The following is a 26800-nucleotide window of genomic DNA, read 5'->3' as shown; positions in this document are numbered from 1 at the left end:
CGCCATTTGAGAAGGAAAACTCAATGTTGCCCAATTTGATCGTACAAGTAGGATGTAACGAAGTTACTGCTGGATTAGATCCAGTAGTGTTTTCATTTTTTGGATGGAGTGTAACGGGGACAATAGTAAGTTCTTGGCTTGGCATAAAAAAAGCACCTCCTTGAATTGATATGTCTATCTTAACAGGAGGTGTTGGTATTTTTATATGCGTTGTTTGAATACGGGTTTACAATGCTTGCAGACTTCAACCATAATTACTAGTTAACTATCTTAGTAACACAAAAATGAATGACATTATAATTCATCAAATAAAGTAATATTTGGCTGACTCAAGTATTGACTTGAAACCATCCAGCTTGTCTCATCGAATAAGATTTATCCGATCTTAATTTCCGTGGTCACGCGAGGATGGAATCAAGTTGGTAAATGTATCCCAAAATTCTTAACAGAAAGGTAAATTGAGTTTTACGAGATGTTTGTTTTACTCCAATGAAGAAAGTCTTATTTGAGTATATGAAGAAGAGCAACGATGAAAGTCTCGTTGCTCTTTTCTATTATTGCATCATGTACTTGAAATACAATTAGTAAAATAATCATTGGGAATGTTCTTTAAAAAGATATAGTAAGCTAAATACAATAAAAAGGAACTACCAATAATCCCTAATATATTGTCCCAATAAAAATATAGGAAAGGTATAGGAACTAAGACCAAATAAACAATTCCCCAAATTCTACCCTCTAACGTTTTTTTGCTTTTATGGATAAATTTCATTTCAACTTATCAATATATTCTTTACCTTCTATCAGTGAAAGACCTAAAGTTTCTCTTGCCTTTTTAATTGCTTTTACGTCTTCACCCTCTTTTATTAGTTTACGTAGTTCATCATTTATTAGATTTTCAGGCAGTCCCGATTGTTTGGTTACTTGGTCTAAGGTATATTGCATTCTTTTTATGCGACCTTCTAATTTATTCACCTTAGCCGTTACATTTATTATTATAAGGAAAGCTATGAATATAAGAATGTATTCCATATATTATTAAACCTCCATATTGTATTCGTTCCCCTTTACTTTATATACGAATTAAAAAACCTAACGTTTCACTATTAAACTAAACTACCCTATTAGTGTACAAACGGTATAAAACTTCAATCAAGATTGTAATAATAGCAACTGCCACTGCGATTGTGATACTGACTGTTTGATTTAAACCAATCACTTTTCCAATTACATTAAAAATACCATTTAAAACACTTCGAAAGTTAGATTTTCTACTCTAACTTTCGTGGATCGGTACCACCCCGCCCCCATGTTCCAATTAATATTCAATTAAATACTCTAATACTTCCTCCATTAACAAGCGCTGAACTTGGTTAATTGTGATTTGTTCCTTTTTTAATATATTTTCAATTGTCTCCAGATGATTCGTAATAATTTGCGGTGGATTTTGTTCACAATAAATAACATTTGGATGATTTTTCATAGTATCTGTTACATGAGAGATCCATAGCCTTCCAAAGTTTTCGTATATTTCATCTTTGTTAAAAGAGTGACGAATTTGCCCGCTATCAAGCACAATGATTTCATCACAAAGTTGATTGATTTCTTCAGCTGTATGTGTAGCAAGTAAGATACTTTTCTCACCATCATCCATAAACTGTATTAAATCCTCTTTCATTTTGCGTTGGGAAACAATATCCACCCCTGCAGTTGGTTCGTCTAAAAGAAGCAGCGAAGGATTGTGGCAAAGCGTGAAAATAAAATCTACCTTTTTCTTCGTACCTTTCGAACATTTTTCGTATTTCTCATCGGTATCTATCCGATAACGTTTAATCATATTCTCAAATTGTTCTTCGTTCCAAGTCGAATACCAATAGGAAATAAGATTCTTGATTTCATGAATCGTTAAAAAGTCATATGCCCCAAGCATCTCGCCAGCAAATCCAACTTTTTGCTTCCATTCATCCCCTGTACGTTTCTCACCAAATACGTGAATCTCTCCTGCATCTTCTTTCATAATGTTCATTAATAAACGAAATAATGTACTTTTTCCAGAACCATTTGCACCTACTAACCCAACAACGATACCTTGTTCTACTGTAAAGTTAAATGGACCTAATTGAAATCTTTTAAAACTTTTCTTTAAACCTTTCACTTTTAAGATTGAAGTTTGCATCTTCATCCCTCATTTTTAAAGTTTTCCTTCAATACACTACTAAAAATTTCGTTTAATTCATCTTCTAAAAGCCCAAATTGTATTCCTAGTTCAACAGACTTTTCAAAGGCATCATATACAGCCCTTTGTTTTGTCTCTTCCATTTTTGTATTTTCCACTTCCCGAGCGAACGTGCCTTTTCCTTGAATCGTTTTAATATACCCTGTTGCTTCTAAATTTTGATAAGCCCTTCTCGTTGTGATAACACTACAGCCCAGATCACTTGCTAAAGATCTAATGGAAGGGAGTGGGGTACCTGGGGCCAGCTTACCACCAACGATAAGTGTTTTTATTTGTGTTTCGATTTGATGGTAAATTGGTTCTCTACTTTCATCTGCGATATGGATTGGTATCTTCAATTATAACCCCACCCCTTTCTATAGATAGTCTCTATTCTCTAGACGATTCTTCAGCAATTTGTTCCATCCGATACAACAAATTATACCGATAACGATAGAAATTATAGCCATTGGCCAACCAATACTTTTTACTAATTGAATGCTTATCTCGACAATTCCTTGCCCCCGAAATTTATATAATAGCAGTGCGAAGATAAGAAAAATGCCACCAAAGATAAATTGAATGGTATGCAGCGTTTTTCCACTCGTTCCGTACTCGATATATGGGTTCAACCCACCCATTGTCAACATATAACCTAACCAGACAACTATAAATATGAAAAGTTCAGAGGCAGTCATTAACTCTGAAAAACTAGCTGTATTTATAAACACAACGGCTATCATCGTCCCATAAAAAGCAAGCGACATAATAACTAAGCTACTAAGCATGAGGAGTGTTCTGCTTAGGGCTAAAACGGAAACCGGAACAGGTAAGGTTCGGAGCAATGCCATTCGCTTCACATATGGATCATGTTTTGCTGTTTGAAAACTTAAATAAGGTTTCGCCATAAAAAATGTAGCAAAAGCCGGTGCCACGCCAACAAAAATCAAATCAAGTAAAAGTCGGTTCATGAAAGGAGAATCAACTCTCCACTTGATTGCAGAAGACTCAGTAAGAAGAAGTCCTGTAATCAAGCCGATAAATATACTTGCAAGAAACGTTAAAATGACCGCCATAAAATGATGCTTGTATTCCATTTTCGCTAACCGAATTGCATCTTTAATCAATCGTTTCACCCCTTAGTTACTCATTCGTATTAAAATAATTGAGGATACCACGGTCTTCTAAGCCTAAAAAGTCAATTCCAAAATAAAGTAAAATGGTAAACACAATACTCCATATTGTGATACTAGCAGATACCCATATAAATGTTCGCTGTTTCGTACCGCCAAATGTCATGCCCGCTATAGCAGTTAAATGACTACCAACGAATAATGGACCAAGCATTGCTAAACCAGGTAATCCATATTTTTTCCAAAGGTTTTCGGCCCTTGCTGAGCGTTTACTTTCTTTTTGTTCTTTCTCTTTTTTCCGTTTCTTTCTCCAATTTTTAATTTGATTAATAAATAAAATGACGAGTAAAACCGTTAAAATATTTCCAACTAACCCAAGCACCATGACTGGTACTACTCCAAGGCCTGCCACAATAGCAATCGGAATAACCGCATATCCCTCAAAAAAAGGCAGCGCCGCCAAAATAAATACTAAAATATATCCCCAAATTAATTTCATCATATCTCTCCTTCAGTGTTATGGTGTGTATATCTACATAAACACTATAACAGTTGTTTTGGAAAAATCAAGCCTAAATTTTGTCGAGGAAAGAATAAAAGATAAAAGGCTGAAAACCTAAGTAGATTATGGGTTTCAGCCTTAAATGGTGGATTGGAGTAGGTTTTGTGTAAACAGCAGTTCTTATAGGTCCAAGCTATTCTAACAACTAGTCAAAAGCTTTAACTATAGCAGCCGTTAGCTTAATACCAATAGTCTGTTCTAATCCTTAAAAAGAAGCTCTTTCTTTTAACTTTTCAATTTCAATCTCAATTGTTGAAACATCAATTCTTTCAAATAAGGGTTTAACATTCATTAAAGTAAATGTATTGCTGTTAACAGCCACAAGAATGTACCATCTCTGCCATGTTTTTTACCAGCAGTTGCCAAGAAATTTACCACTTGCTGTCAAAGTATTTACCAATAGAATAACGTCAACGATTTTGAAGTAAAAAAGCCCAAATCCTCCTTATTTTTAGCGAGGATTTAGGCTTTTGGTCTTCCGCAATCACGCCGATTGTGGAATATCATTTTCTATTGAATAGAATCGTTGTACGGTGCAGCACTTTGCTTTGTTAGTATTGCTTCTTAAACATAAGCACGCCTTCAACTCAATATCAATTATATACTTTAGAGACACTTAATATCTTTAATTATGCGGAAATTTAATCTTTTAATCCGTCTTCTGCGCAACGAGAATGTATAGAGATTTCGCTGGGAAAAATTTCTCTGTTACCTGAAATCCAGCTTCTTTCATTTCCTGCTCCATTCCTTCCAAGGTAATTCTCGGTGCTTTCTCGGAACTTCCTTTTGGTTGAAGTTCAAGACAGATTAGATAGCCTTCTTTTTTTAGTACATTTTTCATTTGAAGTAACAGCGGTGCCAGTGGCTGAATTTCATGCAGTACCAGAGAAGCAATAATCATATCGATAGAGCCATCAGGTAAAGGAAGTGCCTCCATACTTCCCTGCACAGGGACAATATTCGTAAGCTGTTCCTTCAAGGCTTTCTCTTTTATTATTTCCAGCATAGCAGCGTCGATATCTAGCGCGTATACGTTGCCCACGATCCTTTTAGCCGCAGGGATGGAAAAATAACCGGTTCCAGCGCCGAAGTCCAAGATGCTGTCCGTTTCTTTTAAAGGAATCATGTTCAGCAGCTGTTCCGGCGAAAATTCCTTTCTTCGTTCGGGACTTTCCAAGTACGATACTTTTCCTTTGCTGTGCTTACCATGTGGGTGATGCATAAATGTCCTCCTTTTTTAAGCAGCTGTTTAAGCTTGCTGTTTATACTCGTTAAATTTTTCTTCGATCAGTTCTGCATTCACGGCAATGGCAGCCATACTGCCTTCTCCCGCCGCAATAATTAATTGGGAAGGACCAGCAATGCGTGTATCTCCGCAAGCAAATACTCCTTCTGTATTCGTGCGTTGCAAGCTGTCAGTTGCAATTCCGCCCTGCTCGTTTAACGTATATCCAAGCGTAGTTTCAAAAGAAGCGGCCGGTTTCCATTCTGCTGCAATAAACCCTCCTTCGCGGAACACTGTTGTGTTATCTTCTAACTGGATTTTGTCCAGCATACCTTCTTCGCCAATGAAAGCAGCGATCTTCTTTTCATTGATACGGATGCCGTAGCTGTTGAGCAATTCTTGTTCTTCCAGTGAAAGTATCTTATTGCCATTTGTAAAAATAATTAAATCGTTCGTCCAATTGGATACCATTTTAGCCATATGAAGCGCCTTATGATCCTCTGCAATCACTGCCAGCGGTCGATCTCTTAATTCCCAGCCAACACAGAAAGGACAGCTGAACAGGCTCTTCCCGTAGAACTCTTTCACCCGGCGAGAATAATCTTTTTCGCACTGTATACTTCCCCATTTTCTGTCTCCACCTCGAATAAGGTGTTTTTTTTTATTAATACGATGCACCCGTTGCTTTTCAATCCTCACGTCCGAGTACCTGCTTAATTCTTCCTGGGCAACCTTTTTGAATTCCTGTGGATTTATACCGTCCCTCGTGATAAATCCGTGGGACTCGGAAGTCACCGCATTTCTCGGTTTGTTGTCATCGAACAGGATCGTTTTACGTCTTGATCTTCCAAGTACTAAAGTAGCATTCAGTCCAGCTGGTCCTCCGCCAATCACTGCGCAGTCTAATATCATCTTATACACTCCTTTTTTAAATAAATTCAACTTTCTTCTTTCTGTTTGGATTCTGCCTCTTTAGCAATATCGACCAAAAGCTTTGATGCCAGCTCAGCTTTCATATTTTCCTCTGCCTGCCTCATGGTGTTTTCAATCATGCAGCCTTCATGATGAATGGTGCAGTCGAATAGGCTAGTATCTCCTTCAATCGCATGAATAACATCTAAAAAGGATATTTCATGTTTTGTTCTGGAGATTTTATAGCCTCCCTTTGCGCCAGGTGTTGACTCAATCAAACCTGCTTTTCTAAGTTTGGTTAATACCTTAGAAAGGTACGTCGGAGAAAGCTGTTGCATTTCGGCTAATTCCTGCACTCCCACCGAGCTCCCATCTGGCTGCAGCATTAAATGAACCACCGTATGCAGGGCATAGTTTGTCGCGTTTGAATACCTCATACATAACCTCCATATTCTTAAATGTGATATTAAAGACTCTTAATATCTATAATACAGATAACTTTATCACTAGACGTGAAGATAGTCAACTAGAGGATTAATAAAACCCTTTTTCAGTTATTTGGCAAATTAGGCATTTCTAAGGTTGGTTAAGAATTTAACGGATTTCCGAAAGAAGTCTCCTATCCTCAAGGAATGTGAAGGGCGCAGCCCAATGAGTAGGTGGGAGATGAATTTCGGTTGGCTTTAGCCAAAAAGATATTGCGTTAATCGAACATTTGTTCTATAATAAAATTATGATATATAGGAGGTGATTTGATATGACTAAGCAGAACAAAGCTTTCAAATTTCGTTTGCTACCAAACGAAATGCAAGAAGTACTATTAGCAAAAACTTTCGGTTGTGTCCGTTTTGTCTACAATAAAATGTTAGCAGAACGGAAGAATACTTATAAAAAATTCGAGGATGACAAAGAGAAACTGAAAGATCAAAAGCTTCCAACTCCTGCAAAATATAAAGATGAATTCCCATTCCTAAAAGAAGTGGATTCATTAGCTTTGGCAAACGCACAGATCAATCTGCAAAATGCTTATAAAAACTTCTTTGAAGGTAATGCTGAATTTCCAAAGTTCAAAAACCGTAAGTCAAAACAGTCTTATACAACCAATCGAGTGAACGGAAATATCGAATTGCAAAATGGTCATATCAAGTTGCCTAAATTGAAATTAGTAAAAATCAAACAACATAGGGAAATCCCTTCTGATTATAAATTGAAATCTTGTACGATTACTAAAACAAAGTCAGGTAAATACTATATTTCAATTTTGACAGAATACGAGAAAGAAATTAAAGCCGTGTCAATTCAAAAAGTTGTTGGTCTGGATTTTGCTATGGATGGTCTATATGTTGAAAGTGAACAGGGTAAGAAAGCCAATTACCCACGTTTCTATCGACAAGCATTAGACAAACTAGCAAAAGAACAAAGTATCTTGTCTCGCAAGAAGAAAGGTTCTGCACGTTGGGAAAAACAGCGTTTGAAAGTGGCTGAATTACAAGAAAAGACGGCTAATCAACGTAAGAATTTTCTTCATCATAAATCAAAAGAAGTAGCATCAACTTATGACGCTGTTATCATTGAGGACTTAGACATGAAAGGAATGTCTAAAGCCCTTCATTTTGGAAAAAGCGTTCATGATAATGGTTGGGGCATGTTCACTCTCTTTTTGGGGTACAAACTAAAAGAACAAGGGAAACAGCTTATCAAAATAGATAAATGGTTTCCTTCTACTAAGAAGTGTTCATGGTGTGGTGCCGAAAAGAAACTATCATTATCTGAACGCACATACCAGTGTTCTTGTGGCTTTGTGGCAGATCGTGACTATAATTCGGCAATCAATATAAAAAATGAAGGCATTCGTCTATTGGCTTTAGCATAAGTACAAAAACTCTTGGAACAAGAGGGTTAGCTCGGTCAGTTTTCGTTGGCTAGTAAAAGCAACGATAAGTCGGGAAGCCCCCACTTCAAGCGACCCGTAAGGGTGGTAAGTGGTGGGAGTAGTTCACTGATTACCACAAAGTCTTATATTTTAATTTCATGGGGCACACATCGAGAACCTGATTTTTCACTATCTAGTGCTTTTGGCTAAATAAAAAATTGAACCTTATACTATTATTGTGGTGGGTTAATTTAAGTAGGGGTTTTAAACTTTATACGACAATAGAGTAATTAATGGAATAACTCTTTATGTTAAAATGAAAATATTTATACTGTTTAGTACTTTGGACGAATTAGAAAGAGAAAGTTTTGAAATGAGGTGGGGATAGGGAATGTGAGTGTAAAGAGAATGACTCTCCTGCAAGGGTTAGTATTAGTCGGTTTATTCGCATTAATGGTGGTTGCAATTCTAATTGCTTCTCAATTATATCTTAGTTATATAGAAGTAACAGAAGCAGCCGACAATTGTTTTAACATTGGTGGATATCCTGTTATTGAAAAGACAGGTTTAGAAATGACTTATTTTGAGTGTGTAACAAATTAATTTTATTTCCTTCAACGGATGCAAGAGTAGAACAAGGAATTGTCGTACGGCGACTTCTATTGTGTTAAAGGTGCAGGTTAGTTTAAGAAGAAAAAACGGAAATTAGTACTAACTATTAATAACAGATGCTAGAATTAGATTAAGTGTTTGTGTTAATTAGGAGGTGTCTTTATGAAGTTAGATGAATTTACAATTGGAGATGTATTCGAAACTAAATCATATAAATTAACAAAAGAGGATATTATGAGATTTGCAGGAGAATTCGATCCTCAGTATATGCATATAGAAGAAGAGAAGGCAACACAGGGGATATTTAATGGAATCATTGCTTCTGGAATACATACGCTAAGCATTTCATTTAAACTTTGGATTGAAGAAGGTTTCTTTGGTGATGATATCATCGCTGGAAGAGGAATGAATAATATTAAATTTATAAAACCAGTATACCCTAATGAGGAGTTGTATACCATTGCTGAGGTTATTGATAAGAGAGCAATAAAAAAAGAAGCTGGGCTCATTACTATAAGGTTATCTACTTACAATAATAAAAAAGAAAAAGTTTTTAAAGGTGACTTCTCGGCATTGATTAAAAGGTGAAGCGTTTTTTAGGTTAATAATTTAATAACTCTAATTGACATCTTATTCCATTATATGGTGCTTTAGTGAAAGAACATTAAAATCAATTAGTAAAGAAAATAATTAAATTACTACACTTCAGTGTTTTAACATGAAAACTAGGTGGTGAAAAAATGGATGATAAAATAAAATCGGCATTTGAAAAATCAAAATCGGGCGATAAAGATGAGCGTTATGAAGCCTATCAATATATTTTAAATGCAACTGATCAACAAGTTGATTGGGCTTATGAGGTATGGAATCAACTATTAGAGGACTTAACGCATAAAGATAATCATCAACGCTCTCGTGCGGCACAATATTTAGCCAATCTAGCTAAAAGCGATCCAGAGATGAGAATGATGAAAGATTTCCCTAAGTTGTGGGAGGTAACAAGAGATGAAAAGTTTGTTACAGCTAGACACAGCCTCCAATCTATATGGAAAGTCGGAATTGCTGGTACAGCCCAAAAAGAAATGGTAATTGAGTTTATGGTTGAACGCTTTAAAAAATGTGCAGAAGAAAAGAATTTCACCTTAATTCGTAATGATATTATTCAAAACATGAAAAATTTATATGACTATTTCAATGATGAGGTTATTAAACGAACGGCTCTGGATTTAATTGATACGGTTGAAGACAAAAAATACAAAAAAAAATATATGGATATATGGAAGTAGTTGTGATGTACTTTTAATACTCATGCAACAACTACTTTGTGCAATTATGTACTTAAAGTAATAGGAGCAAGAGTGAAAAAAGGCAATCACCAAACGATTGTCTTTTTTTCTTTGGGAAATTATTTTTCGAACATTATGGTAATATTGAGATGAAGTTATTCCATTAAGGGCGAGTTAGGTGATAATGATGTATGAAGGTAAAAGAATTTTAATTGTTGAAGATGATCAAGAGATTAGTAGACTACTACGTGTAATTTTGGAAAAGTCACAGATGGAACCGGTTGCGGCTTATTCCGGTACAGAAGGTTTGTTGCAGTTACAAAATAATTCCTTTGATTTAATTTTATTGGACTTGATGCTCCCAGGTAAAAGTGGAGAGGAACTTATAAAAGAAATTAGAGAAAAGAGTGCTATTCCAATCATTGTTATTTCAGCCAAGGTTGATATAGAGAACAAAGTGCAAGTATTGAAAATGGGTGTGGATGATTACATAACCAAACCGTTTCATCAGGAAGAAGTGATGGCCCGGGTAGAAGTTCAATTACGAAAAGCAAGTTTTCAGCCGATGCAACCAACCAAAATGGGATGGCGAGGGCTCAAAATGAATATAGAAAAACGGTCTGTAACGTTAAACGAGAGAGGGCTACAGCTGACGAATGCTGAGTTTGATATTTTAGTCTTTTTCATAAACAATCCGGAGCGTGCGCTTTCCAAAAAGGAAATCTATGAAAGCATTTGGACAGGGACCTATTATGGTGATGATAATACAATCAGCGTACACGTCTCCAATCTCCGTAAGAAAATTTCCGAAATAACAACGGAAGAATATATAAAGACCATTTGGGGAGTAGGTTTCATGCTTGTTTGACTTCTTTACGAATTCTTTATGTTTTGCTTAAAGGATTTTAAAGACTTCTAAGCTAAACTGAGATCAACAAGAAATGTAGTGAAGGAGTCGAAAAAGATGGGTACGATTATACAAACGTATCAATTAACGAAAAAATTCAAGGAACAAGAGGTCATTAAACCGCTTGATTTCTCAGTAAAAAAAGGAGAAATTTGTGCACTAATTGGAAAAAACGGTGCGGGAAAATCGACATTGTTCAAAATTCTTTCAGGACAAATCATGCCGACAGCTGGGGAGTTTCAGCTATTTGGCAAATCCGGTAAAGAGATGGACCAGGCGAAAAAAAGAATGGGTTTTATAATCGAAGCACCGGTATTTTTTCCGGATTTTACTGCTATACAGAATCTAGAGTATTTCCGGCTTCAACGAGGGGTTGTTGAGAAGAAACGTATTTATGAAGTTTTGGAAATCGTTGGCTTGGAAAATCAAAAGCGGAAACGATTTAGAGATTATTCCATGGGGATGAAGCAGCGATTAGGTATAGCACTTTGTTTGTTGAGCAACCCCGATTGTCTAGTACTTGATGAACCAATCAATGGTTTGGATGCAGAAGGGATTATGGAAATTCGTCACTTATTAAAGAAGCTCAATCAGGAAAAACAAATTACAATATTTATCTCTAGTCATATCTTAACGGAGTTGGAGCAACTAGCAACACGTTATGTATTTATTAAAAATGGTGTGATTGTTGATGATTTAAGTAAGGAGTCTTTGGAAGCAAAAAGCAAGAAACAAATTTTGTTATCGGTGAGCGATCCAGCAAAATCTTCACAAATTTTAGAACGGACCTTTGCAGATATTCAGTTTAAAGTCCTTCCTAATCAAGTAATCACCATTCAAAATCATGTAGAGAGCAGCGGAGAGATAAATCGCCTCTTAGTGGATCAAGGTGTAGTGGTGAAGGAGTTTCGCATCGAAGCACTGAATCTAGAAGAATACTTCTTGGGATTAGTGGAGGAGATTAGCCATGATTAATTATTTGAAAAGTGAAAGCTATCGTCTGTTACGAAAAAAAGGACCGTACTTGACAAGTATGATAAGTTTATTGCTAATCGCAGCCGCATCAGCTCTCCTTTATTTTTTTGGACAGTCTGACCCGAACTTCCCGTATGCAACGAGTAAATTTTTCTATTCAAATGTTATTAGTGGTGGTGTATTGATTATATTAGTAGGGTCCCTTTATAATTTAGCTTTAACTGGTCAGGATATGTCGTTGATTAAGCAATCCATTTCATTCGGTATTTCCCGAAGTGTCATCTTTTGGTCTAAGTTACTTTTGACTTTAAGTTATTTTCTGTTGATCTGTGTTGTTGGGATATTGTTTGTGATTGTATTAGGTGAGAACTTGCTGCTAAGTGATGATCAGTCGGTCAGAAATCTTTTGATTGCGTGTGTTAATATGGTACCGATTGTTTTGAGCGGATTTTTCCTAACCCATACATTGAAGATGCTGAAGGTCGGTGATATTTATCTCATTTTCACCCTGTTGTTTATGTATGGATTTTCTGGGACTCTATTACGATACTTGCTCCGTCCAATTGCAGGCTTAGATGCGTTATATCACTATGCACCAAGTACATTGCTAAGTGATAACTTAATGGACTTTGTTAATGATTCAGTTCATTTTGGTTCCGAATATTGGATCACGGGCACCGTTATTTCTGGGATTGCTTTACTGATTGGAGCGAAATGGTTCGCTAAACAAAACATTGATTGATGGAGAAGGGATGAATGAACGTGAGCAGCTGGTTGTTTATAATCTTGGCTTTCCTGCTGATTGTTTCGGTGTCCATGCTTCTGCTGTTTCATTTGGATATCAGAAGGATGACGAAACAATTAGAGGAAATCAGTGAAAATTTCGGGACGAATGAATTAGTTCGCACAAATACGCATAATAAAAACTTGGCCCGATTTGCTGCGAAAATCAATCAGCTGATTCAATTATTCAAACAAAATCAGCAGTCTGTCGAGAGAAGAGAAATGGAACTAAAGCAAGAAATCACGAATATCTCCCATGATTTAAGAACGCCTTTAACATCAATCAAAGGATTCTCAGAGTTATTAACCGATTCGTGCCTATCTGAAGAAGAAAGGAAAGAGTTTTTATCTATTATTCAAAAGAAGATTGATAATCTCACAATGATTGTTGATTTATTCTATGAACTTTCACAACTCGATTCTTCGGACAAGAAATTGAATCTAGAAAAGCAGTTTCTAGATCAAGTTGTCGTGGAAACAATGCTAATGTTCTTTGATGACTTTGAGAAAAAGCAATTAAAGGTGGACTTGGATGAAGGGACTGTATCCCCTGTTCTTGCTGACGATAAAGCAATCGTTCGGATTGTAACCAATATTATTCAAAATGCCTTAACTTATGCTAAAAGTTATTTAAAAATTAACTATGTAGAGGAAGAAAAATATATTTGGTTAAGGGCAGTAAACGATATTGAGAAGATTAATGTTACGGAACTTCAACAGATTTTTAATAGAACATTCAGGTTGGAACCTAGTCGAACTGGTACCCAGCTTGGATTAGGGCTTCATATTGTTCAGCAACTTGTTAACAAACAAGGAGGAAAAGCGGTAGCTGAAGTCCGTGAAAATGAATTTATTATTGAGGTGTCGTTTAGAAAGTGGGATTAGGGGAAAAATGCTGATGTTCACATCTAGATAATGTGTTGGCTTTCATTAAGGAAACGAAAAAGGGATAGATATGGTCTAGCAGAACGGGCAACTCTCCATTATGATGAGAGGTGTTTCTCCTATTAGAAAGGTGGAGAAGCACCTTTTTTAAAATGATTGTGAAAAATAATTCGCCTTCGATGGTCTGTGAGTGGTTCGATTAGAGGCCTTCCATTCATTTACAAAAAGGTTATATATTGATTAACCAAATATATCGTTTAATGATATATTTGGTCAGCTTGGAATGGATTGCATTGATGAATGATGGCAAGAAATGACACATTAAAAATGGGCAAACTAAGAGATATAGCATTTTATATCCTTTTGTCACTAGTAAAAGAGAATCATAGATACTCAATTATGAAAACGGTTGAAGAAGTAACTGGGGGAGAAATAAAAATCGGGGCAGCATCATTGTATAGCACGCTGAAAAAATTAGTTAATGAAGAAATGATTGAGAAAATTTTAGATCAGTCTTTTAATAAGAAAACTTATATAATTACAAGTAATGGATATGAAACATTGAAAAAGATTATGAACGAAGAAAAATGATGATAAAACATGCTGATCATGTATTACGGGGGGGGGGGGGAGAATTAAGGTGCAATAATAGAAGAGAGCAACGAGACTTTTTGTCGTTGCTCTTCTTCATTCTAAAAACTATCTGTAAAGCTCTTGCCTAATTCATCCACTTTATTGATGTGGATGAATAATTTTATTTATCCCTGCGATTAGAAATACGTTTAAGAGTGTGCATGAATTCAAACGATACACACTCCCATTTATTTTTTCAGCCCAGGTACGATTAGATCAATGGCTAGCTTGTATAAATTTTTCTTTTCCTGACTTGAATGATAGCCAAACAATTCTGCATTCTCTAATGAAGTGATAAAATTATATAAAAGTACCGATACATCTTCAATATGCAAATCTTCCTTGAATTCCCCACGATTTATGCCTTCCTCTAAAATACGACCCACGATTTGAAATTCAGGTTCATACAGTTCCAGCACAGCATCATAATTGTGTTTATTTGTGGAAACAAAATATTCTTGAATGGTATTCATAATCGGTTTTTGTAGCATTATATTATTTAAATTCGCCCAAATATATAATTTTTTCTCAGCTGACTGCTCAGTCTGTGACGTAATATCCCAATTTCGAATAAATTCATTAGATACTTGCTGAATACAGTGAAGGTACAATTCCTCCTTATTTTTAAAATGGTAATAAATCGTCCCTTTACTTAAGTTTGTTTCATCTTTTATGTTGGCCATAGATGTGGCACTATAGCCTTTGTGTTCAAATATTTTCGTTGCGACATCCACGATAAATTGCTTCGTATCCTCACTATTCACGCCTGTTGGTCTGCTCATACTTCCTCCAAGGTTTTTAATCTTATTTTAGCTTATTCATACGAACTATGCGAATTAATCGGATGAATGTCTATTTTGATTGCACTAAATGTTTATTTTGTTTATTATTACCGAAATTTTAATTGACCGTTCGTCCGAATAATGTTATTATTTTTTTCGAAGGGAGTGACCCATATGAAAAACAAAGTCATTATCATTGGTGGGGGCGTTGCGGGCTTAGCAATGTCATTATTTTTAAAGAAAGCAAATATTGAAAGTGTCCTGTATGAACAAGCAAAAGCGTACGGCAAAGTCGGAGGGCATTTTGTCATCCATCCAAGTGGGGTACAAATGCTTGAAATGCTAGGTTTAGGTGAAGAAATTAAAAAGAATAGCCATCATTTAGTCGATTTTGCAGTGCTTGATAAGGACAATAATTCATTATTTGATGAAATAGAAGCAGAAGATGAACTTGCATTAGAAGAAATGCCATATTTAATTAATATAGCTCGTTTCCATCTAATCGATGTTTTATATAAAGAAGCAGTAAAACAAGGGATTGACATTCAGTTCGGGAAGCGTTTAAAAGGATTTACACAGGAAGCAGAAGGTGTAAACGTAACGTTTGAAGATGGCACGGAAGATTTTGGTTCGATTTTAATTGGAGCGGATGGGGTTCGTTCGAAAACGCGTGAGCTTTTATTCCCGTTCCCAGCGAATCCGTTAAAATATTTAGGTAAAACAGGTGTATACGGCATGATTGAAACTGAAAAATTAGGTGAACATAAAGAATACTTCACAACGGATACTTCCCTTATGTATTTCCATGAGAACTTTAATTTCTTCGTATCCAAGCACCATCCAACAGATGGAGAAATTTCTTGGTCGCTTATTTCAACGGAGCCACGGAAAATAGCGAAAAAGGATTTTGAAGGAAAACCGTTAGAGGCATTAAAAGCGGATTTAGCTGCACGCTTTGAAGGCTGGGAAATGCCGATTCAACAATTAATTGAAGCAACAGACCATATTATCGCAAAGCAGCTTTATCGCATCGACTTGATGGAGCATTACTCGCACGGTCGTGTTGTATTAATCGGTGACGCCTTGCATACAGCGGATCCGAACGCAGGTATGGGGACAACTTTAGCGTTTGAAGATGCGATGTATTTAGCAAAAATGCTACGTGATTATGATTACGATGATGCCTTTTATTATTTCGAGCATGACCGCAAGCCACGTGCGGAAAAAGTGTTCCACAGTGCAACTTTATTAGATAATTTAGAGTTTGATAATGTAGAGGATTATGCATTCTTTAATGATGGAGTAGACGCTAGCTGGGATAAGTAGTATGAAACAAACCGAGCTTATGTAGGGCCGTTTGGTTTTATGTGGGCTAAATTACAAATATAACAGTGGATAATTAACTTAAGTAGCCTTTAAGCGTGATGTCACCTTAAAGGTCCTTTTTGAAAGGGGATAATAGATGGAAACCTTGCAACAAGATCTCATAAATAAACCAGTAAAAAAGCTGTTCTTTCATTTCTTTTTCCCAGCCGTATTTGGCATGTTACTCATGTCTGTTAACATGCTGCTCGATGGTATTTTTGTCGGACATGGCGTTGGAGAAATTGGCTTAGCTGGGGTGAATCTAGCAGCACCCATTTTTACACTCATTTTAGCAATTAGTTTATGGATTGGTATTGGTGGGGCTACAAACTTTTCAAATTATGTTGGTGAAGGGTCGCTTGAAAAGGCGCGAAGTAGCTTTACATTAGCCTTAGCTATTTTTACCGGGCTATTAGGTATTATTAGCGTTGTCGGTTATCTAAATATAGAAACAGTTGCAACTTGGATCGGCGCTAATGAAGAAACATTAGCTCCGACAACAGAATATTTACGTATTTTATTTTCATTTGGCTGGATTCTGGGTTTACAGGAGATACTGAGCATTTTTATCCGAAATGATGGGCGACCAGTGCTCGGGATGGTGTCGCTGGGTGTTACCTCTATCGTCAATGTTATTCTGAATTACATCTTCATTTTCAAATTAGGGTTAGGGGTATACGGAGCTGGTTTAGCGACAGTAATTGGAGGAGCAGTCGGGGTAGCTATTTTCATACCACATTTCTTTAAAAAACAAATTGTGTTAAACAGAATGGCATGGGCTTGGTCAAAACAATTGGCTACTCGAATTTTATCGATTGGCTTCCCGAGCTTACTTGCAGAATCAGGTGGCTTTATATTAATTGTCGGCTATAATTTAAGTGTTGCAGCAACTTTAGGAACGGATGGCGTCACAGCGTTCTCTGTTATTAACTATTTACATGGCTTTCTGTTTTTAGCATTCTTTGGTATCGAAACAGCGATGCAACCAATGATTAGCTATTATCACGGTGCCAAGAAAAAACTGGAAATGCAGGAAACAATCGCATTGGCAGAAAAGACAGCTGTCGGACTTGGTCTTACTTTATTTGTAATTGGCTTTGTTTTTGCTCCATGGTTAGTACGTTTATTTGGGGTAAATGATGCCTCTATTATAGAGCTAGCAGTAGAAGGCATTCGTTTGTTTTTCATTAGCTATTTATTTATCGGGATTAGTTTTGTCTATATGACGTATTTCCAATCCGTGGGGAAAGTATGGTCCGCGACAGTAATTATTCTTTGCCGAAGTTACGCATTCTTTTTAGTGTACTTATTTGTATTACCGAAAATACTAGGTGTCAACGGTATCTGGCTTTCGATGCCGATTGCCGAGCTAACAGTGGCAATTCTAATTGTTTTCATTGTAAGGAAACGTGTACGAAAGCAACTGAAGGTTACTCAGGTTCATTCTTCAAGCCATTAATAATGGCGAAATGTTCTTTAAGCATACTTTCTATTCTTTGTAATAGCAGCGTGGCTACCCGTCATGCTGCTTTATTTTGCTTAATGCAGTAGTATAAAAGAAACATTCCTGAACTTTCAGTTGAACTATCGGCTATACTTGTATATGTGACAGGAAAAAATCTAAAGACATGGATTTTTACTATAGCAAGGCATGTAGCAATTGACCCTTATAGAAAGAGAAGATTCGCCTCTGTTTAAAAGATGCATTTTTCAAGAATGGTTTTAATGTTAACTTTTTATCGTTGAATATCAGTAGCACTATTTAATCAGAAAACGATTAAGGTATATAGAGAAATTGGATTTAAAGACGTTGGGGCTTTTATGCAGGATATAAATGGTAGCACATTTGTACCTGGTGCTGCATGAAGTAAGGGGATTATATCTTCATCATAATTACAGATTGTATTTACCTGATAAACGGAATGATTATCAGGGTTACCCATATATTCCTCACTTTCATCACCCGCCATAAATCTCCAACCACTATCTGGTTGTCCGTCTAAGGGCTCTTCCCTATACATGAAACCAACCTTACAACCATCAACTGTTATTCTGTCCGTTGCAATACACCCCACATTTGAATCAATGAATCGTTTAATCATGCTACCAGGTATAAAGAATTTCTTTTCCTTCTTTTTAGACCAAACCATTTTATCACTCCTATTTTTTTCTGCTGTTATATTCTGCTAGAGGTTGTTCATTCGCTCTTAAACGATACTTCTTCGCTAGTATAATAACTTTATGGTTCCATAATAACATAATGTTCCAAATATTTATCGAAAAAATTTGATGATCCTTATTTCACTCTTGCACCATTAGTTGAAAATGAAGTTAAAGATTCACTACATATATTAATTGCCATTAAGGCAAATATGTTATAATTCAATAGTCTAATAATTTTCATTGTTTTAGACAATCATTGTTTTGGGGTAGATATTATGACAAATAAAAGAAATGTTTGCTTGAAAAATTATAAGGGGATTACGACTAACTAATCAAACTTTTTAGCGTTTCCCCAAATACCGAAAGGGGAAAATTATTTGAATCAAATATTATTAGTTATTGATGCACAGCAAGAATTAATTGATGGGAATCAAGAAGGAAGTCCAATTTTCAATAAAGAGCAACTCATCCGGAATATTAATAAAGTGGTTGAAGAAGCAAGACATTCAGGTGTTCCAGTTGTGTTTATGAGGGATCTGGATGTTGCTGAGGGAGAAGGTAATGGATTTCAAATTCACAATGAAATTAATGTACCCACTGAGGCAAGGGTTTTCGATAAATCTGCAACAAATTCCTTTTATGGGACAGGACTGTTAGAACATTTAAAATCACAGCATATTGAACACATTGTGATTATGGGCTGTGAAACACAGCACTGTATAGATAGTGCGGTCAGAACAGCAACGATTAGTGGATTTGATGTAACATTAGTTGGTGATGGTCATTCAACGTTGGGCAATGATGTTTTAAGTGTAGAACAAATTATAAAGCATCATAATACTACACTTCACGGTCATTATAATGTTGAACACTTTTCTATTGTCAGAGATTCAGAGGAAGATTTATTTCGTCCAACTCACAATTCATATAGAGAAAGTTAAAAATAGCAATTATCGAGTTGCTTATCTTCTGACAAAATCACAAAATAGATGTACATTCGTTTTAAAATAAGCAGGGATATATTTTATCAAGACCTAATTTAAAAAATGTATAAATTAAAGGGTTCTACATTTTAAATATTACTATGTAGAACCCTTTCTTCTTTTACTAAAGCTCCCGTTCGTTATACATAAAGACATACACATTAATTACATATTATATAAGTTATTATTTCTTACCTTTTCGTTCTAAAAGTATAGGTGCTATATTTAGTAAGATAGAAACAATTGTCAAAAACCACATTGCCCTTTCCATACCAGGTACTACATCCATTAAAGCTGCCCAATCTTCCACTTCTACCCACACCGATACAAGACTGTATTCTGAACAAAGTGTTAATGCTGTAAATGATAATCCTATCGCCATAGCAAGCCTATAATCCTTTCCTGCTTTATACATATAAAGGTTTATAAAAGTTGCTACTATTGCAATAACCCCAAATATCATAAATAACATTACTAACCTCCATTTATTTTTATTTTTGCCGTGTAATAATACTAATGTGCATCATCTCAATTTTCCCATTTCCTTTTTATTAGACATTAATACGTCAAATCTTATTTGATGGTTAATGCTCTTCCTTTTGTGATTTCTTATTGATACAGATAGGTAAGGGTTTGATGTTATCGCCCCCTGTTCACACCGTACGTAATATCTTTAATTGTTAATTAATCGGTTCCTGCCGTTCTACTTCCTGTATTCCTTTTGATATTTCGATAAGCAAGCCGTATATTTTCATTAGAACTCATCAATTCTATTAATCCATAAAACTTTTCACCATTGACACTTCGAGTGTAGAGAGTGTCAATACACTCTTGTAGATTATAATATTCATTATGTCTCAGTTTCTTCCGTTTCAATAATTCGGTACCCCTTGTTCTCGGAGTTAACCTCTTTTAGTCTCACGAGAACCTTATTAACCGATAAAGATCTGCCTTACATGGTTGAATGATTCTTCATTAGTCTAGTGGCTATCCCTCTGTGTTGATTAGACACTTCATTGGTACCGTGCCACCACTTTCACTGATATAAAGAGAAGTTATACAATAACTATTGTCATTATTGCTTTCCTTGCCAACGTTTCATTAGGAGTAAGCCTTCCACGTTATCAGCTTACAACGTTGAATTATATCTATTTTAGAATGAACTTAGGTGCTTCCTCTAAGCCTGTTAACTTTCATACGCCTGTAACGTATCATGGATTTTCATATTAGTTAGTCTTACTCACCCACAGTTAACCTCACAATTTGGTGATATACACATTTCTATGTATTGCAGGTCTAGACCTGTACATTCAGAAGTTTGTCAGCTTAACCTTTTTCTTGTAGGTTTATTCGCATACTCACCATATTCATTCAACTCAAGCATCATGATTCACACCACCCCATCGGGTAGGCTTTCGTCAGCCAAATTTCACTGTTACGGTAAATTCTTACGCCTTTTCACCGAGCTTTTAACATTATCATTCTTACTAAATCAAGTGCTAATCGACTTAGAGAGAACCCTTCCGAGCGTTACCTCCTCATTTGATTCTTCAATATAATCCTTCAATTCCATAAGGAATTGCCTAGCCTTTACCAGAGTGATGTAGCCATCCTCCATTTAAACTAGGAACATTTCGCACCACTAACCTGCCATTTAGCACAAGAAGCGATTGTTCTTGTTAAACAATCGCACCAGTTTGTTGAAGTGTTACCTCTTTTTATCTACTCTTTACTAATAATGCCTCCCAATCTTCAAATGACAACTTTTCAATAGTATGTTTTAATTCATTAGGAACTTCAATATAGCACATCAATTCTAAACTATTTCCATCTGGGTCATCAAAATAGACAGAGGCATTTCCCTGATTTGGTCTTATAAATGGCTCAATTGATGTTCTACTTCCAAACGTTACAGCTTCAACCTGTATGGATTCAAGCCACTTTATAGACTTTTTTAAATCCTCATAAGTAACTCGAAAAGCAATATGTCTTAAAGATGGGTGATAAGAAGTCTGGTACTCCTTTCCTTCCCACAACCCTAACCAACTTTTACCTTCTTCTATCCAAAAGAAAGCAGTGTCCTCATCACGCCAAGCAAACTTCAAACCTAATTTTTGGTAAAATTTAATTGACACTTCTAAATTTTTTACAGGTAGATGTGCTTCATATAATCCCTGTATCATTAAACCCACTCCTTTAATATGTATTTTTTCTACAACTATCCTGACCCGATAGTAAATAACTCAACCATTATAATAACTTAATATTCAAAAAAACAAATTTTAAAGAAAAAGACGATCGTTTTGATGACCGCCCAGTTGAACTAATGCACCATTTACTTAAGTGAACCTGTTCACTTTTTTCTGTTAATCTAGATTTACTTTTATTTGAAACTAGTATCCTTTTCATATAGCTTGATATGTCCGCCACTTACACCATATACTACGCCGCTATTTCTCCAACCGTATTTTTCATAATAACCATCAAGATCTGTGGAGAGATAAAGCTTATCATAACCTTTTTTTGCTGCCTCTTTCAGACTGTGTTGCAGCAACTTAGATCCTATTTCTCTTCCTCTGTATTCTTCTTTCACAAATAAGCAGGCAAGCCACGGGCATAGGTCTTGGCGACTATTAAGATCATTTCTTAGTAATGCATAGGTTCCAATGATTTCCTCCTTTTCTATCGCAACATAAAACCTTGGAATACCGGAAGTAATGCTACAAGAATGAATCATAGCGTCCTCGTAAAACTTATAATTATGTTCATTTCCCCATTCTTCCCAAAATACTTTTACTGCTTTTTCAAAAAGTCTATTCTTTTCCTGTAATTCAACAATTTGCATTCATTTTCCCCCATCCAGTTTATTTTTTATAAACAACTTGATAAAGCATTTCTTCTGTTAAACAATCTTGCCCCGTTAATACAATAAGTTCAACAAAAAAGGTGGTGAATCCTTCTTGAGTTAACGCATCATTTTACTTTATACAGATAGGTAAGGGTTTGAAGTTATCGCTCCCTTTTCCCCCTGTTCACACCGTACGTGCGACTTTCACCGCATACGGCGTTCCAACTAATCCAATTCATTCAATTCATTCAATTCTATGTATTAGTAGATTGACGTTGCTTTCTTCCGAAATCAAATTGCTTGATTTTGACATTGTAATCGAAGTTCATTAAGTTTTTCCATTTGCCTTTTCGTCAGATTTAAGACTTTTATCAATGCTTTTATCTTATCACTATCTTTTAAGTGTACTAGTCTATGAACAGATTCATGAAGGATTGCTAGGTTTGAGAATGAATCATCCTTCGAAAGATGATACGGATTCTTATGGTGGCAATGCCAATCGTTTATGCCTAGTTCCATTCCAGAGATGGCACACCTGCCGTATTGAGCGATGAATTTACTTATTCGATTGTCATTATATTCAATTGTTCGATTTGGAATAAAACTTTTCATGATAGAAGATAGAACTTCTTTACTTATAGCTTTTAGCCCTTTGTGTATCTTTTCCCTACCTTTAGAGGTGTAATTACACGTATCCTGGGAAAAGGCTAAACTTGTTTTATAACGCTGAGCATAAATGGGTACAAATACCATATTTTGTATCTTATACATTTTGGATTTGTAGCCTTTGTACCTTTTTTGTAGAGTCTTAGTCATATCATGAAAGTTCGCATCTGTTCTGAGATTCTTTAGGCGGTTAAACATAGTTATTCGCAGATAAAAGTTTAACTCACTAAGATTTTTTGTAATACTTGTGGCTGCTGAATAGTAATTTTGTATCCCCATAACAATGGTGTTAAAGTTCCACACAGTTTCCTTACTTGGATTCTTCTGAATTGCTTTGATTGCACTTTTAATTTTGTTAGTAGCATTTGCTTTCGCACTTTTTGACATATTAGATTTAGCAACATATCCAAACTTTGTCTTACCTTTTCTGACTGCTTTAATGGAAAAGCCAAGAAACTCGGAAGAGTTCTTCTTTAGGTTAATGACCTTGGATTTTTCTTCACTCGTTTCAAGTTGTAGTCTATTTTTCAAGAAGTCTCTTATAGCGTAGTTCATTCTAATTGCTTGAGAACGTGTGCGACACAAGACTTTAAAATCGTCCGCATAACGGACGATAAAGCATTCCTTTAACTTAGATTTTTTAAGTGCAGGATATTTTGAAAAGTTGTTCTTATATTCGTAGCTACTGGCAAACGTTTCCCATTGATTACTTATCCACCAATCAAGTTCATTTAATACAATGTTTGATAAAAGTGGGGACAATAACCCACCTTGCGGTGTTCCTTTTGTTGGTATTCCTTCGCCGTCAATCTCTGCTTTTAGAAGTTTTGATAAAATGGATAGTAGCGTTTTATCTTTTATTCCTAATGACCAAATCTGTTTTAAGAGTTTACTATGATTCACATTATCAAAGAAACCTTTGGTATCCACATCAATACAGTGATGAAGGCTAGATTGATTTATCAGAAATTTAAACCTCGCTATTGCATGATGGGTGTTTCTATTCGGTCTAAATCCATAACTGTGTTTATGGAACTTCGCTTCGCAAATAGGGTCTAAAACTTGTAAAATACATTGTTGAAAAATCCTATCCCAAATGGTTGGGATTCCTAGTGGTCTTACTTTACCATTAGCTTTAGGAATGAATACACGTCGTACTTTTTGTGGTTCATAGTTATCAAACATATTTTGAACCTTTACTATTGCAGCTTCCACTGATAAATGACTAATATCTTTAATTGTTAATTTATCTGTTCCATGCGTCTTACTTCCAGTATTCCTTTTAATATTTCGATAAGCAAGACGGATATTTTCTTTAGAACTCATCAATTCTATTAACCCATAAAACTTTTCACCATTGACACTTCGAGCATAAAGAGTGTCGAAGCACTCTTGTAGATTGTAATATTCATTGTGTCTCAGTTTCTTCCGTTTCAATAAGTCGGCTACCCCTTTCGGAGTTAAACCTCTTTTAGTCTCACGAGAACCTTATTAACCGATAAAGATCTGCCTTACATGGTTGAATGATTCTTCATTAGCCTAGTGGCTATCCCTCCGTGTTAATTAGACACTTCATTGGTACTGTGCCACCACTTTCACTGACACAAAGGGAAGTTATACAATAACTATTGTCATTATTGCTTTCCTTTCCAACGTTTCATAGGGAGCAAGCCCTCCACGTTATCAGCTTCCAATGTTGAATTATACCTATTATGGAATGAACTTAGGTGCTTCCTATAAGCCTGTTAACCTTCATACGCCTGTAACGTATCATGGATTTTCATAGTACTTAGTTTTACTCACCCACAGTTAACATCACAATTTGGTGATATACACATTTCTATGTATTAAAATTTTAGACCCGTACATTCGGAAGTTTGTCAGCTTAGCCTTCTTGTTTTTAGGCCTTATTCGCATTCTCACCATATTCATTCAAACCCAAGCATTATGATTTACACCACCCCATCGGGTAGGCTTTCGTCAGCTAAACTACACTGTTACGGCAAATTCTCACGCCTTTTCACCGAGCTAATAACACTATCATTCTTACTAAATCAAGTGCTAATCGTCTAAGAGAGAACCCTTCCGAGCGTTACCTCATCATTTGATTCCTCGATATAATCCTTAAATCCCGTAAGGGATTGCCTAGCCTTTACCGGAGTGATGTAGCCATCCTCCATTTAAACTAGGAACATTTCGCACAAGTACATTATTTCACAAAGTGACTAATATTGTTATAAAATTTTACTCATATATTCCCCAGGTAAGCCATCTATTTCACATATTTTTTCCGATATAAATCCTTTTTTAAGTAATATTTTCCTTGAAGGTAGATTATTAGGGTCAATAATAGCAGTTACACGATTTAAACTTAGTTTATTTGCATTCTCTAACAAAATCTCAGCAATCTCACTACCATACCCTTTCCCCCAATACTCTGGTAATACCATATAACCTAACTCAGCTTCTTCATTGTCTTTGCTTTTAATTAGCTTTCCGAGCCCTATAAACTCATTGTTTTTACTGTTAAAAACTTTGTATGTACCAAATCCCTTAAAATCATTATTTGTATCTAATAGCTTCTGAAAATTCACTTGTGCTTCTTTCATTGGTATTGAACGTTCAGTAATCATTGCCATAACCGATTCATTAGAAACAAGACTAAAATAAAAATCAAAATCACTTTTTTTAAATTTCTCTAAACTAATGCGATACACTGTAATAATACCCCTCTCTAAATCCATCAATTTTCACTTTGAAATCTCCATAATAATTTAACCTTGTAGAATTAACCTGCCAGTAAGCACAAGAAGTGATTGTTCTTGTTAAACAATCGCACAAGTTACTTTAAGTGTAATTGTTCACAATGTTACTTTATTATGGAATAAAAACAAGTGTCAGTCAGCTTGCTACCATCTGCGGATAAATCATCATTTCTTAATGTACCTTCTAATACAAACCCAAGCTTTTCTGGGATAGCACGACTTTTAAGGTTTGTTGATTCACACCTTATTTCAATTCTTCTAAATTTGATATTATTTAAACCAAAGTTAGCTAATTCCTTTACTGCTTCTGTCATATATCCATTACCGCTAAATTTTGTATTAATCCAATACCCAATTTCACATTTAGGAATGTCCCAGTTAATTCCCTGAAGGCTCGTTGTTCCAATAAAGTCATTGCTATCTTTATCAAAGATAAGAAAACGAAAACTTTCTCTTTTTAAAAAATTTATATGAGCATTTCTTAAATTTACCTCTGTTTCTTCAACAGTAGGAAGTTCTTGGGCAAATGGCAACCACGCTTTTAATTCATGAAAGGAATCTCTAATTGCTTGGTTCACAATATTCCCGTCTCCTGTTTGAAGTGGTGCTCGAAGGATTAGTCTTTCTGTTTCTAATTGTAAAGGAACATCTAACAACAAAGGATTCATTTGATTTCCCCTCTCTGAATTTTTAGATTAAAATTGAAAAGTAATGCAATAAAAAAACTCTCACCTCCAAGAAATAATTCTTGAGGACGAGAGTTGTAACTTCGTGGTACCACCTCAGTTTGTTGATACGTCACCATATCAACCTCTTCAGGTACTTTCATACCCTATCTTTCTATCGGAAGAACCCGTCTTATTATCCCTAATTTTCATTAGATTGTTAAGAAGCTCCGAGGCTTTATTCATTAAGACGAATACTACTCCTTTTCAGCAAACAGGAGTTCTCTGTAAATATCCACTTCTTAACTACTCTTCTCATCAACGCTATTTAATATGAAATTTTCAAAAAATTATATCCTTTATTATTAATTTTGTCAAAAAATTCCTTGTTAAATTAACTGCTTCTATAACTTCAATAAAAGAAGACTATTCTCCTTGTTGATACAGATAGGTAAGGGTTTGAAGTTATCGCTCCCTTTTCCCCCTGTTCACACCGTACGTGCGACTTTCACCGCATACGGCGTTCCAACTAATCCAATTCATTCAATTCTATGTAATAAAT

Annotated in this window: 29 protein-coding genes, 1 pseudogene and 1 other annotated feature; of the genes and pseudogenes, 13 read left to right on the top strand and 17 right to left on the bottom strand. The window is 35.6% G+C overall.

Annotated features, from left to right (window positions below):
• Positions 1-768: 768 nt before the first annotated feature.
• The 8 genes from D8M05_RS18060 to D8M05_RS18025 form a co-directional block, all read right to left on the bottom strand.
• Entirely contained in the window at positions 769-1032 is a 264-nt protein-coding gene (locus D8M05_RS18060; protein WP_121134339.1) for a hypothetical protein, read from the bottom strand.
• Between the two features lie 286 nt (positions 1033-1318).
• Positions 1319-2176 (bottom strand): ABC transporter ATP-binding protein, encoded by an 858-nt coding sequence (locus tag D8M05_RS18055; RefSeq protein ID WP_183072858.1) that lies wholly within the window; start codon positions 2174-2176, stop codon positions 1319-1321.
• A gap of 2 nt (positions 2177-2178) precedes the next feature.
• Positions 2179-2574, bottom strand: a complete 396-nt coding sequence (locus D8M05_RS18050) for a GntR family transcriptional regulator (protein ID WP_121134335.1) — start codon at positions 2572-2574, stop codon at positions 2179-2181.
• Between the two features lie 18 nt (positions 2575-2592).
• Complete coding sequence (locus D8M05_RS18045) at positions 2593-3342, bottom strand: hypothetical protein (RefSeq protein ID WP_121134333.1); 750 nt, start codon at positions 3340-3342, stop codon at positions 2593-2595.
• Positions 3343-3358: 16 nt separating this feature from the next.
• Positions 3359-3850: a small multi-drug export protein gene (locus D8M05_RS18040; RefSeq protein ID WP_121134331.1), complete on the bottom strand. Its 492-nt coding sequence runs from the start codon at positions 3848-3850 to the stop codon at positions 3359-3361.
• Between the two features lie 709 nt (positions 3851-4559).
• Entirely contained in the window at positions 4560-5132 is a 573-nt protein-coding gene (locus D8M05_RS18035; RefSeq protein WP_121134329.1) for a class I SAM-dependent methyltransferase, read from the bottom strand.
• Between the two features lie 27 nt (positions 5133-5159).
• On the bottom strand, positions 5160-6047 hold the full coding sequence (locus D8M05_RS18030) for an NAD(P)/FAD-dependent oxidoreductase (RefSeq protein WP_121134327.1): 888 nt from the start codon (positions 6045-6047) through the stop codon (positions 5160-5162).
• A gap of 26 nt (positions 6048-6073) precedes the next feature.
• On the bottom strand, positions 6074-6484 hold the full coding sequence (locus D8M05_RS18025) for an Rrf2 family transcriptional regulator (protein WP_121134325.1): 411 nt from the start codon (positions 6482-6484) through the stop codon (positions 6074-6076).
• A gap of 320 nt (positions 6485-6804) precedes the next feature.
• Between D8M05_RS18025 and D8M05_RS18020 the strand changes: the two genes are divergently transcribed.
• From D8M05_RS18020 to D8M05_RS17980, 10 genes are all read left to right on the top strand, one after another.
• Complete coding sequence (locus tag D8M05_RS18020) at positions 6805-7920, top strand: RNA-guided endonuclease InsQ/TnpB family protein (RefSeq protein ID WP_121134323.1); 1116 nt, start codon at positions 6805-6807, stop codon at positions 7918-7920.
• A 393-nt stretch (positions 7921-8313) separates the two neighbouring features.
• Positions 8314-8523, top strand: a complete 210-nt coding sequence (locus D8M05_RS18015) for a hypothetical protein (protein ID WP_121134321.1) — start codon at positions 8314-8316, stop codon at positions 8521-8523.
• A 171-nt stretch (positions 8524-8694) separates the two neighbouring features.
• Positions 8695-9120: a MaoC family dehydratase gene (locus D8M05_RS18010; RefSeq protein WP_121134319.1), complete on the top strand. Its 426-nt coding sequence runs from the start codon at positions 8695-8697 to the stop codon at positions 9118-9120.
• 152 nt (positions 9121-9272) lie between these two features.
• Positions 9273-9818, top strand: coding sequence for a hypothetical protein (locus tag D8M05_RS18005; protein ID WP_121134318.1), 546 nt, complete (start codon positions 9273-9275; stop codon positions 9816-9818).
• Between the two features lie 184 nt (positions 9819-10002).
• The gene (locus D8M05_RS18000) at positions 10003-10686 is read left to right on the top strand and encodes a response regulator transcription factor (protein ID WP_245985530.1); all 684 of its coding nucleotides are present in this window, start codon (positions 10003-10005) and stop codon (positions 10684-10686) included.
• A 96-nt stretch (positions 10687-10782) separates the two neighbouring features.
• Complete coding sequence (locus D8M05_RS17995; RefSeq protein ID WP_121134314.1) at positions 10783-11700, top strand: ATP-binding cassette domain-containing protein; 918 nt, start codon at positions 10783-10785, stop codon at positions 11698-11700.
• Positions 11693-12442 (top strand): ABC transporter permease, encoded by a 750-nt coding sequence (locus D8M05_RS17990; RefSeq protein WP_121134312.1) that lies wholly within the window; start codon positions 11693-11695, stop codon positions 12440-12442. Before D8M05_RS17995 ends, D8M05_RS17990 begins: the two co-directional genes overlap by 8 nt.
• Positions 12443-12452: 10 nt before the next feature.
• Positions 12453-12578: a hypothetical protein gene (locus tag D8M05_RS20800; RefSeq protein ID WP_281271940.1), complete on the top strand. Its 126-nt coding sequence runs from the start codon at positions 12453-12455 to the stop codon at positions 12576-12578.
• Positions 12550-13368, top strand: a complete 819-nt coding sequence (locus D8M05_RS17985) for a sensor histidine kinase (RefSeq protein ID WP_245985529.1) — start codon at positions 12550-12552, stop codon at positions 13366-13368. Before D8M05_RS20800 ends, D8M05_RS17985 begins: the two co-directional genes overlap by 29 nt.
• A 300-nt stretch (positions 13369-13668) precedes the next feature.
• Positions 13669-13959 (top strand): PadR family transcriptional regulator, encoded by a 291-nt coding sequence (locus D8M05_RS17980; RefSeq protein WP_245985527.1) that lies wholly within the window; start codon positions 13669-13671, stop codon positions 13957-13959.
• Between the two features lie 230 nt (positions 13960-14189).
• Here the strand turns inward: D8M05_RS17980 and D8M05_RS17975 are convergent, their stop codons facing one another.
• Positions 14190-14783, bottom strand: coding sequence for a TetR/AcrR family transcriptional regulator (locus D8M05_RS17975; RefSeq protein WP_121134310.1), 594 nt, complete (start codon positions 14781-14783; stop codon positions 14190-14192).
• Positions 14784-14957: 174 nt separating this feature from the next.
• On the opposite strand from D8M05_RS17975, the gene D8M05_RS17970 reads away from it, so the two are divergent.
• Positions 14958-16109 (top strand): FAD-dependent oxidoreductase, encoded by a 1152-nt coding sequence (locus tag D8M05_RS17970; RefSeq protein WP_121134308.1) that lies wholly within the window; start codon positions 14958-14960, stop codon positions 16107-16109.
• 136 nt (positions 16110-16245) lie between these two features.
• On the top strand, positions 16246-17607 hold the full coding sequence (locus D8M05_RS17965) for an MATE family efflux transporter (RefSeq protein WP_121134306.1): 1362 nt from the start codon (positions 16246-16248) through the stop codon (positions 17605-17607).
• A 307-nt stretch (positions 17608-17914) separates the two neighbouring features.
• Here the strand turns inward: D8M05_RS17965 and D8M05_RS17955 are convergent, their stop codons facing one another.
• Positions 17915-18298 (bottom strand): DUF2185 domain-containing protein, encoded by a 384-nt coding sequence (locus D8M05_RS17955; protein ID WP_183072857.1) that lies wholly within the window; start codon positions 18296-18298, stop codon positions 17915-17917.
• Between the two features lie 390 nt (positions 18299-18688).
• Here D8M05_RS17955 and D8M05_RS17950 point away from each other — a divergent pair, with 390 nt between their 5' ends.
• The gene (locus D8M05_RS17950) at positions 18689-19252 is read left to right on the top strand and encodes a cysteine hydrolase family protein (RefSeq protein ID WP_121134302.1); all 564 of its coding nucleotides are present in this window, start codon (positions 18689-18691) and stop codon (positions 19250-19252) included.
• A 226-nt stretch (positions 19253-19478) separates the two neighbouring features.
• Here the strand turns inward: D8M05_RS17950 and D8M05_RS17945 are convergent, their stop codons facing one another.
• The 7 genes and pseudogenes from D8M05_RS17945 to D8M05_RS17915 all read right to left on the bottom strand — a co-directional run bounded on the left by D8M05_RS17945 (position 19479) and on the right by D8M05_RS17915 (position 26241).
• Positions 19479-19766: a hypothetical protein gene (locus D8M05_RS17945; protein ID WP_121134300.1), complete on the bottom strand. Its 288-nt coding sequence runs from the start codon at positions 19764-19766 to the stop codon at positions 19479-19481.
• Positions 19767-19981: 215 nt separating this feature from the next.
• Positions 19982-20170: pseudogene (locus tag D8M05_RS20685) on the bottom strand (group II intron reverse transcriptase/maturase); the annotation flags it as partial.
• An 842-nt stretch (positions 20171-21012) separates the two neighbouring features.
• Positions 21013-21477 carry a VOC family protein gene (locus D8M05_RS17935; RefSeq protein WP_121134298.1) on the bottom strand — a complete coding sequence of 155 codons (465 nt, stop codon included), beginning with the start codon at positions 21475-21477 and terminating at the stop codon, positions 21013-21015.
• Between the two features lie 200 nt (positions 21478-21677).
• A complete protein-coding gene (locus D8M05_RS17930; protein WP_121134296.1) occupies positions 21678-22139 on the bottom strand; it encodes a GNAT family N-acetyltransferase in 462 nt (153 codons plus the stop codon).
• A gap of 294 nt (positions 22140-22433) precedes the next feature.
• Entirely contained in the window at positions 22434-24245 is a 1812-nt protein-coding gene (ltrA, locus tag D8M05_RS17925) for a group II intron reverse transcriptase/maturase (RefSeq protein WP_121134294.1), read from the bottom strand.
• A gap of 797 nt (positions 24246-25042) precedes the next feature.
• Positions 25043-25525, bottom strand: a complete 483-nt coding sequence (locus D8M05_RS17920; protein ID WP_121134293.1) for a GNAT family N-acetyltransferase — start codon at positions 25523-25525, stop codon at positions 25043-25045.
• A gap of 152 nt (positions 25526-25677) precedes the next feature.
• Positions 25678-26241: a GNAT family N-acetyltransferase gene (locus D8M05_RS17915; RefSeq protein ID WP_121134290.1), complete on the bottom strand. Its 564-nt coding sequence runs from the start codon at positions 26239-26241 to the stop codon at positions 25678-25680.
• Between the two features lie 79 nt (positions 26242-26320).
• Positions 26321-26569 (bottom strand) — a binding site (T-box leader).
• Positions 26570-26800: the final 231 nt, after the last annotated feature.

The organism is Oceanobacillus bengalensis, from assembly GCF_003628445.1.
GTDB classification, from domain to species: Bacteria; Bacillota; Bacilli; order Bacillales; family Amphibacillaceae; genus Oceanobacillus; species Oceanobacillus bengalensis.
This window is presented reverse-complemented; position numbering and strand designations above follow the sequence as displayed.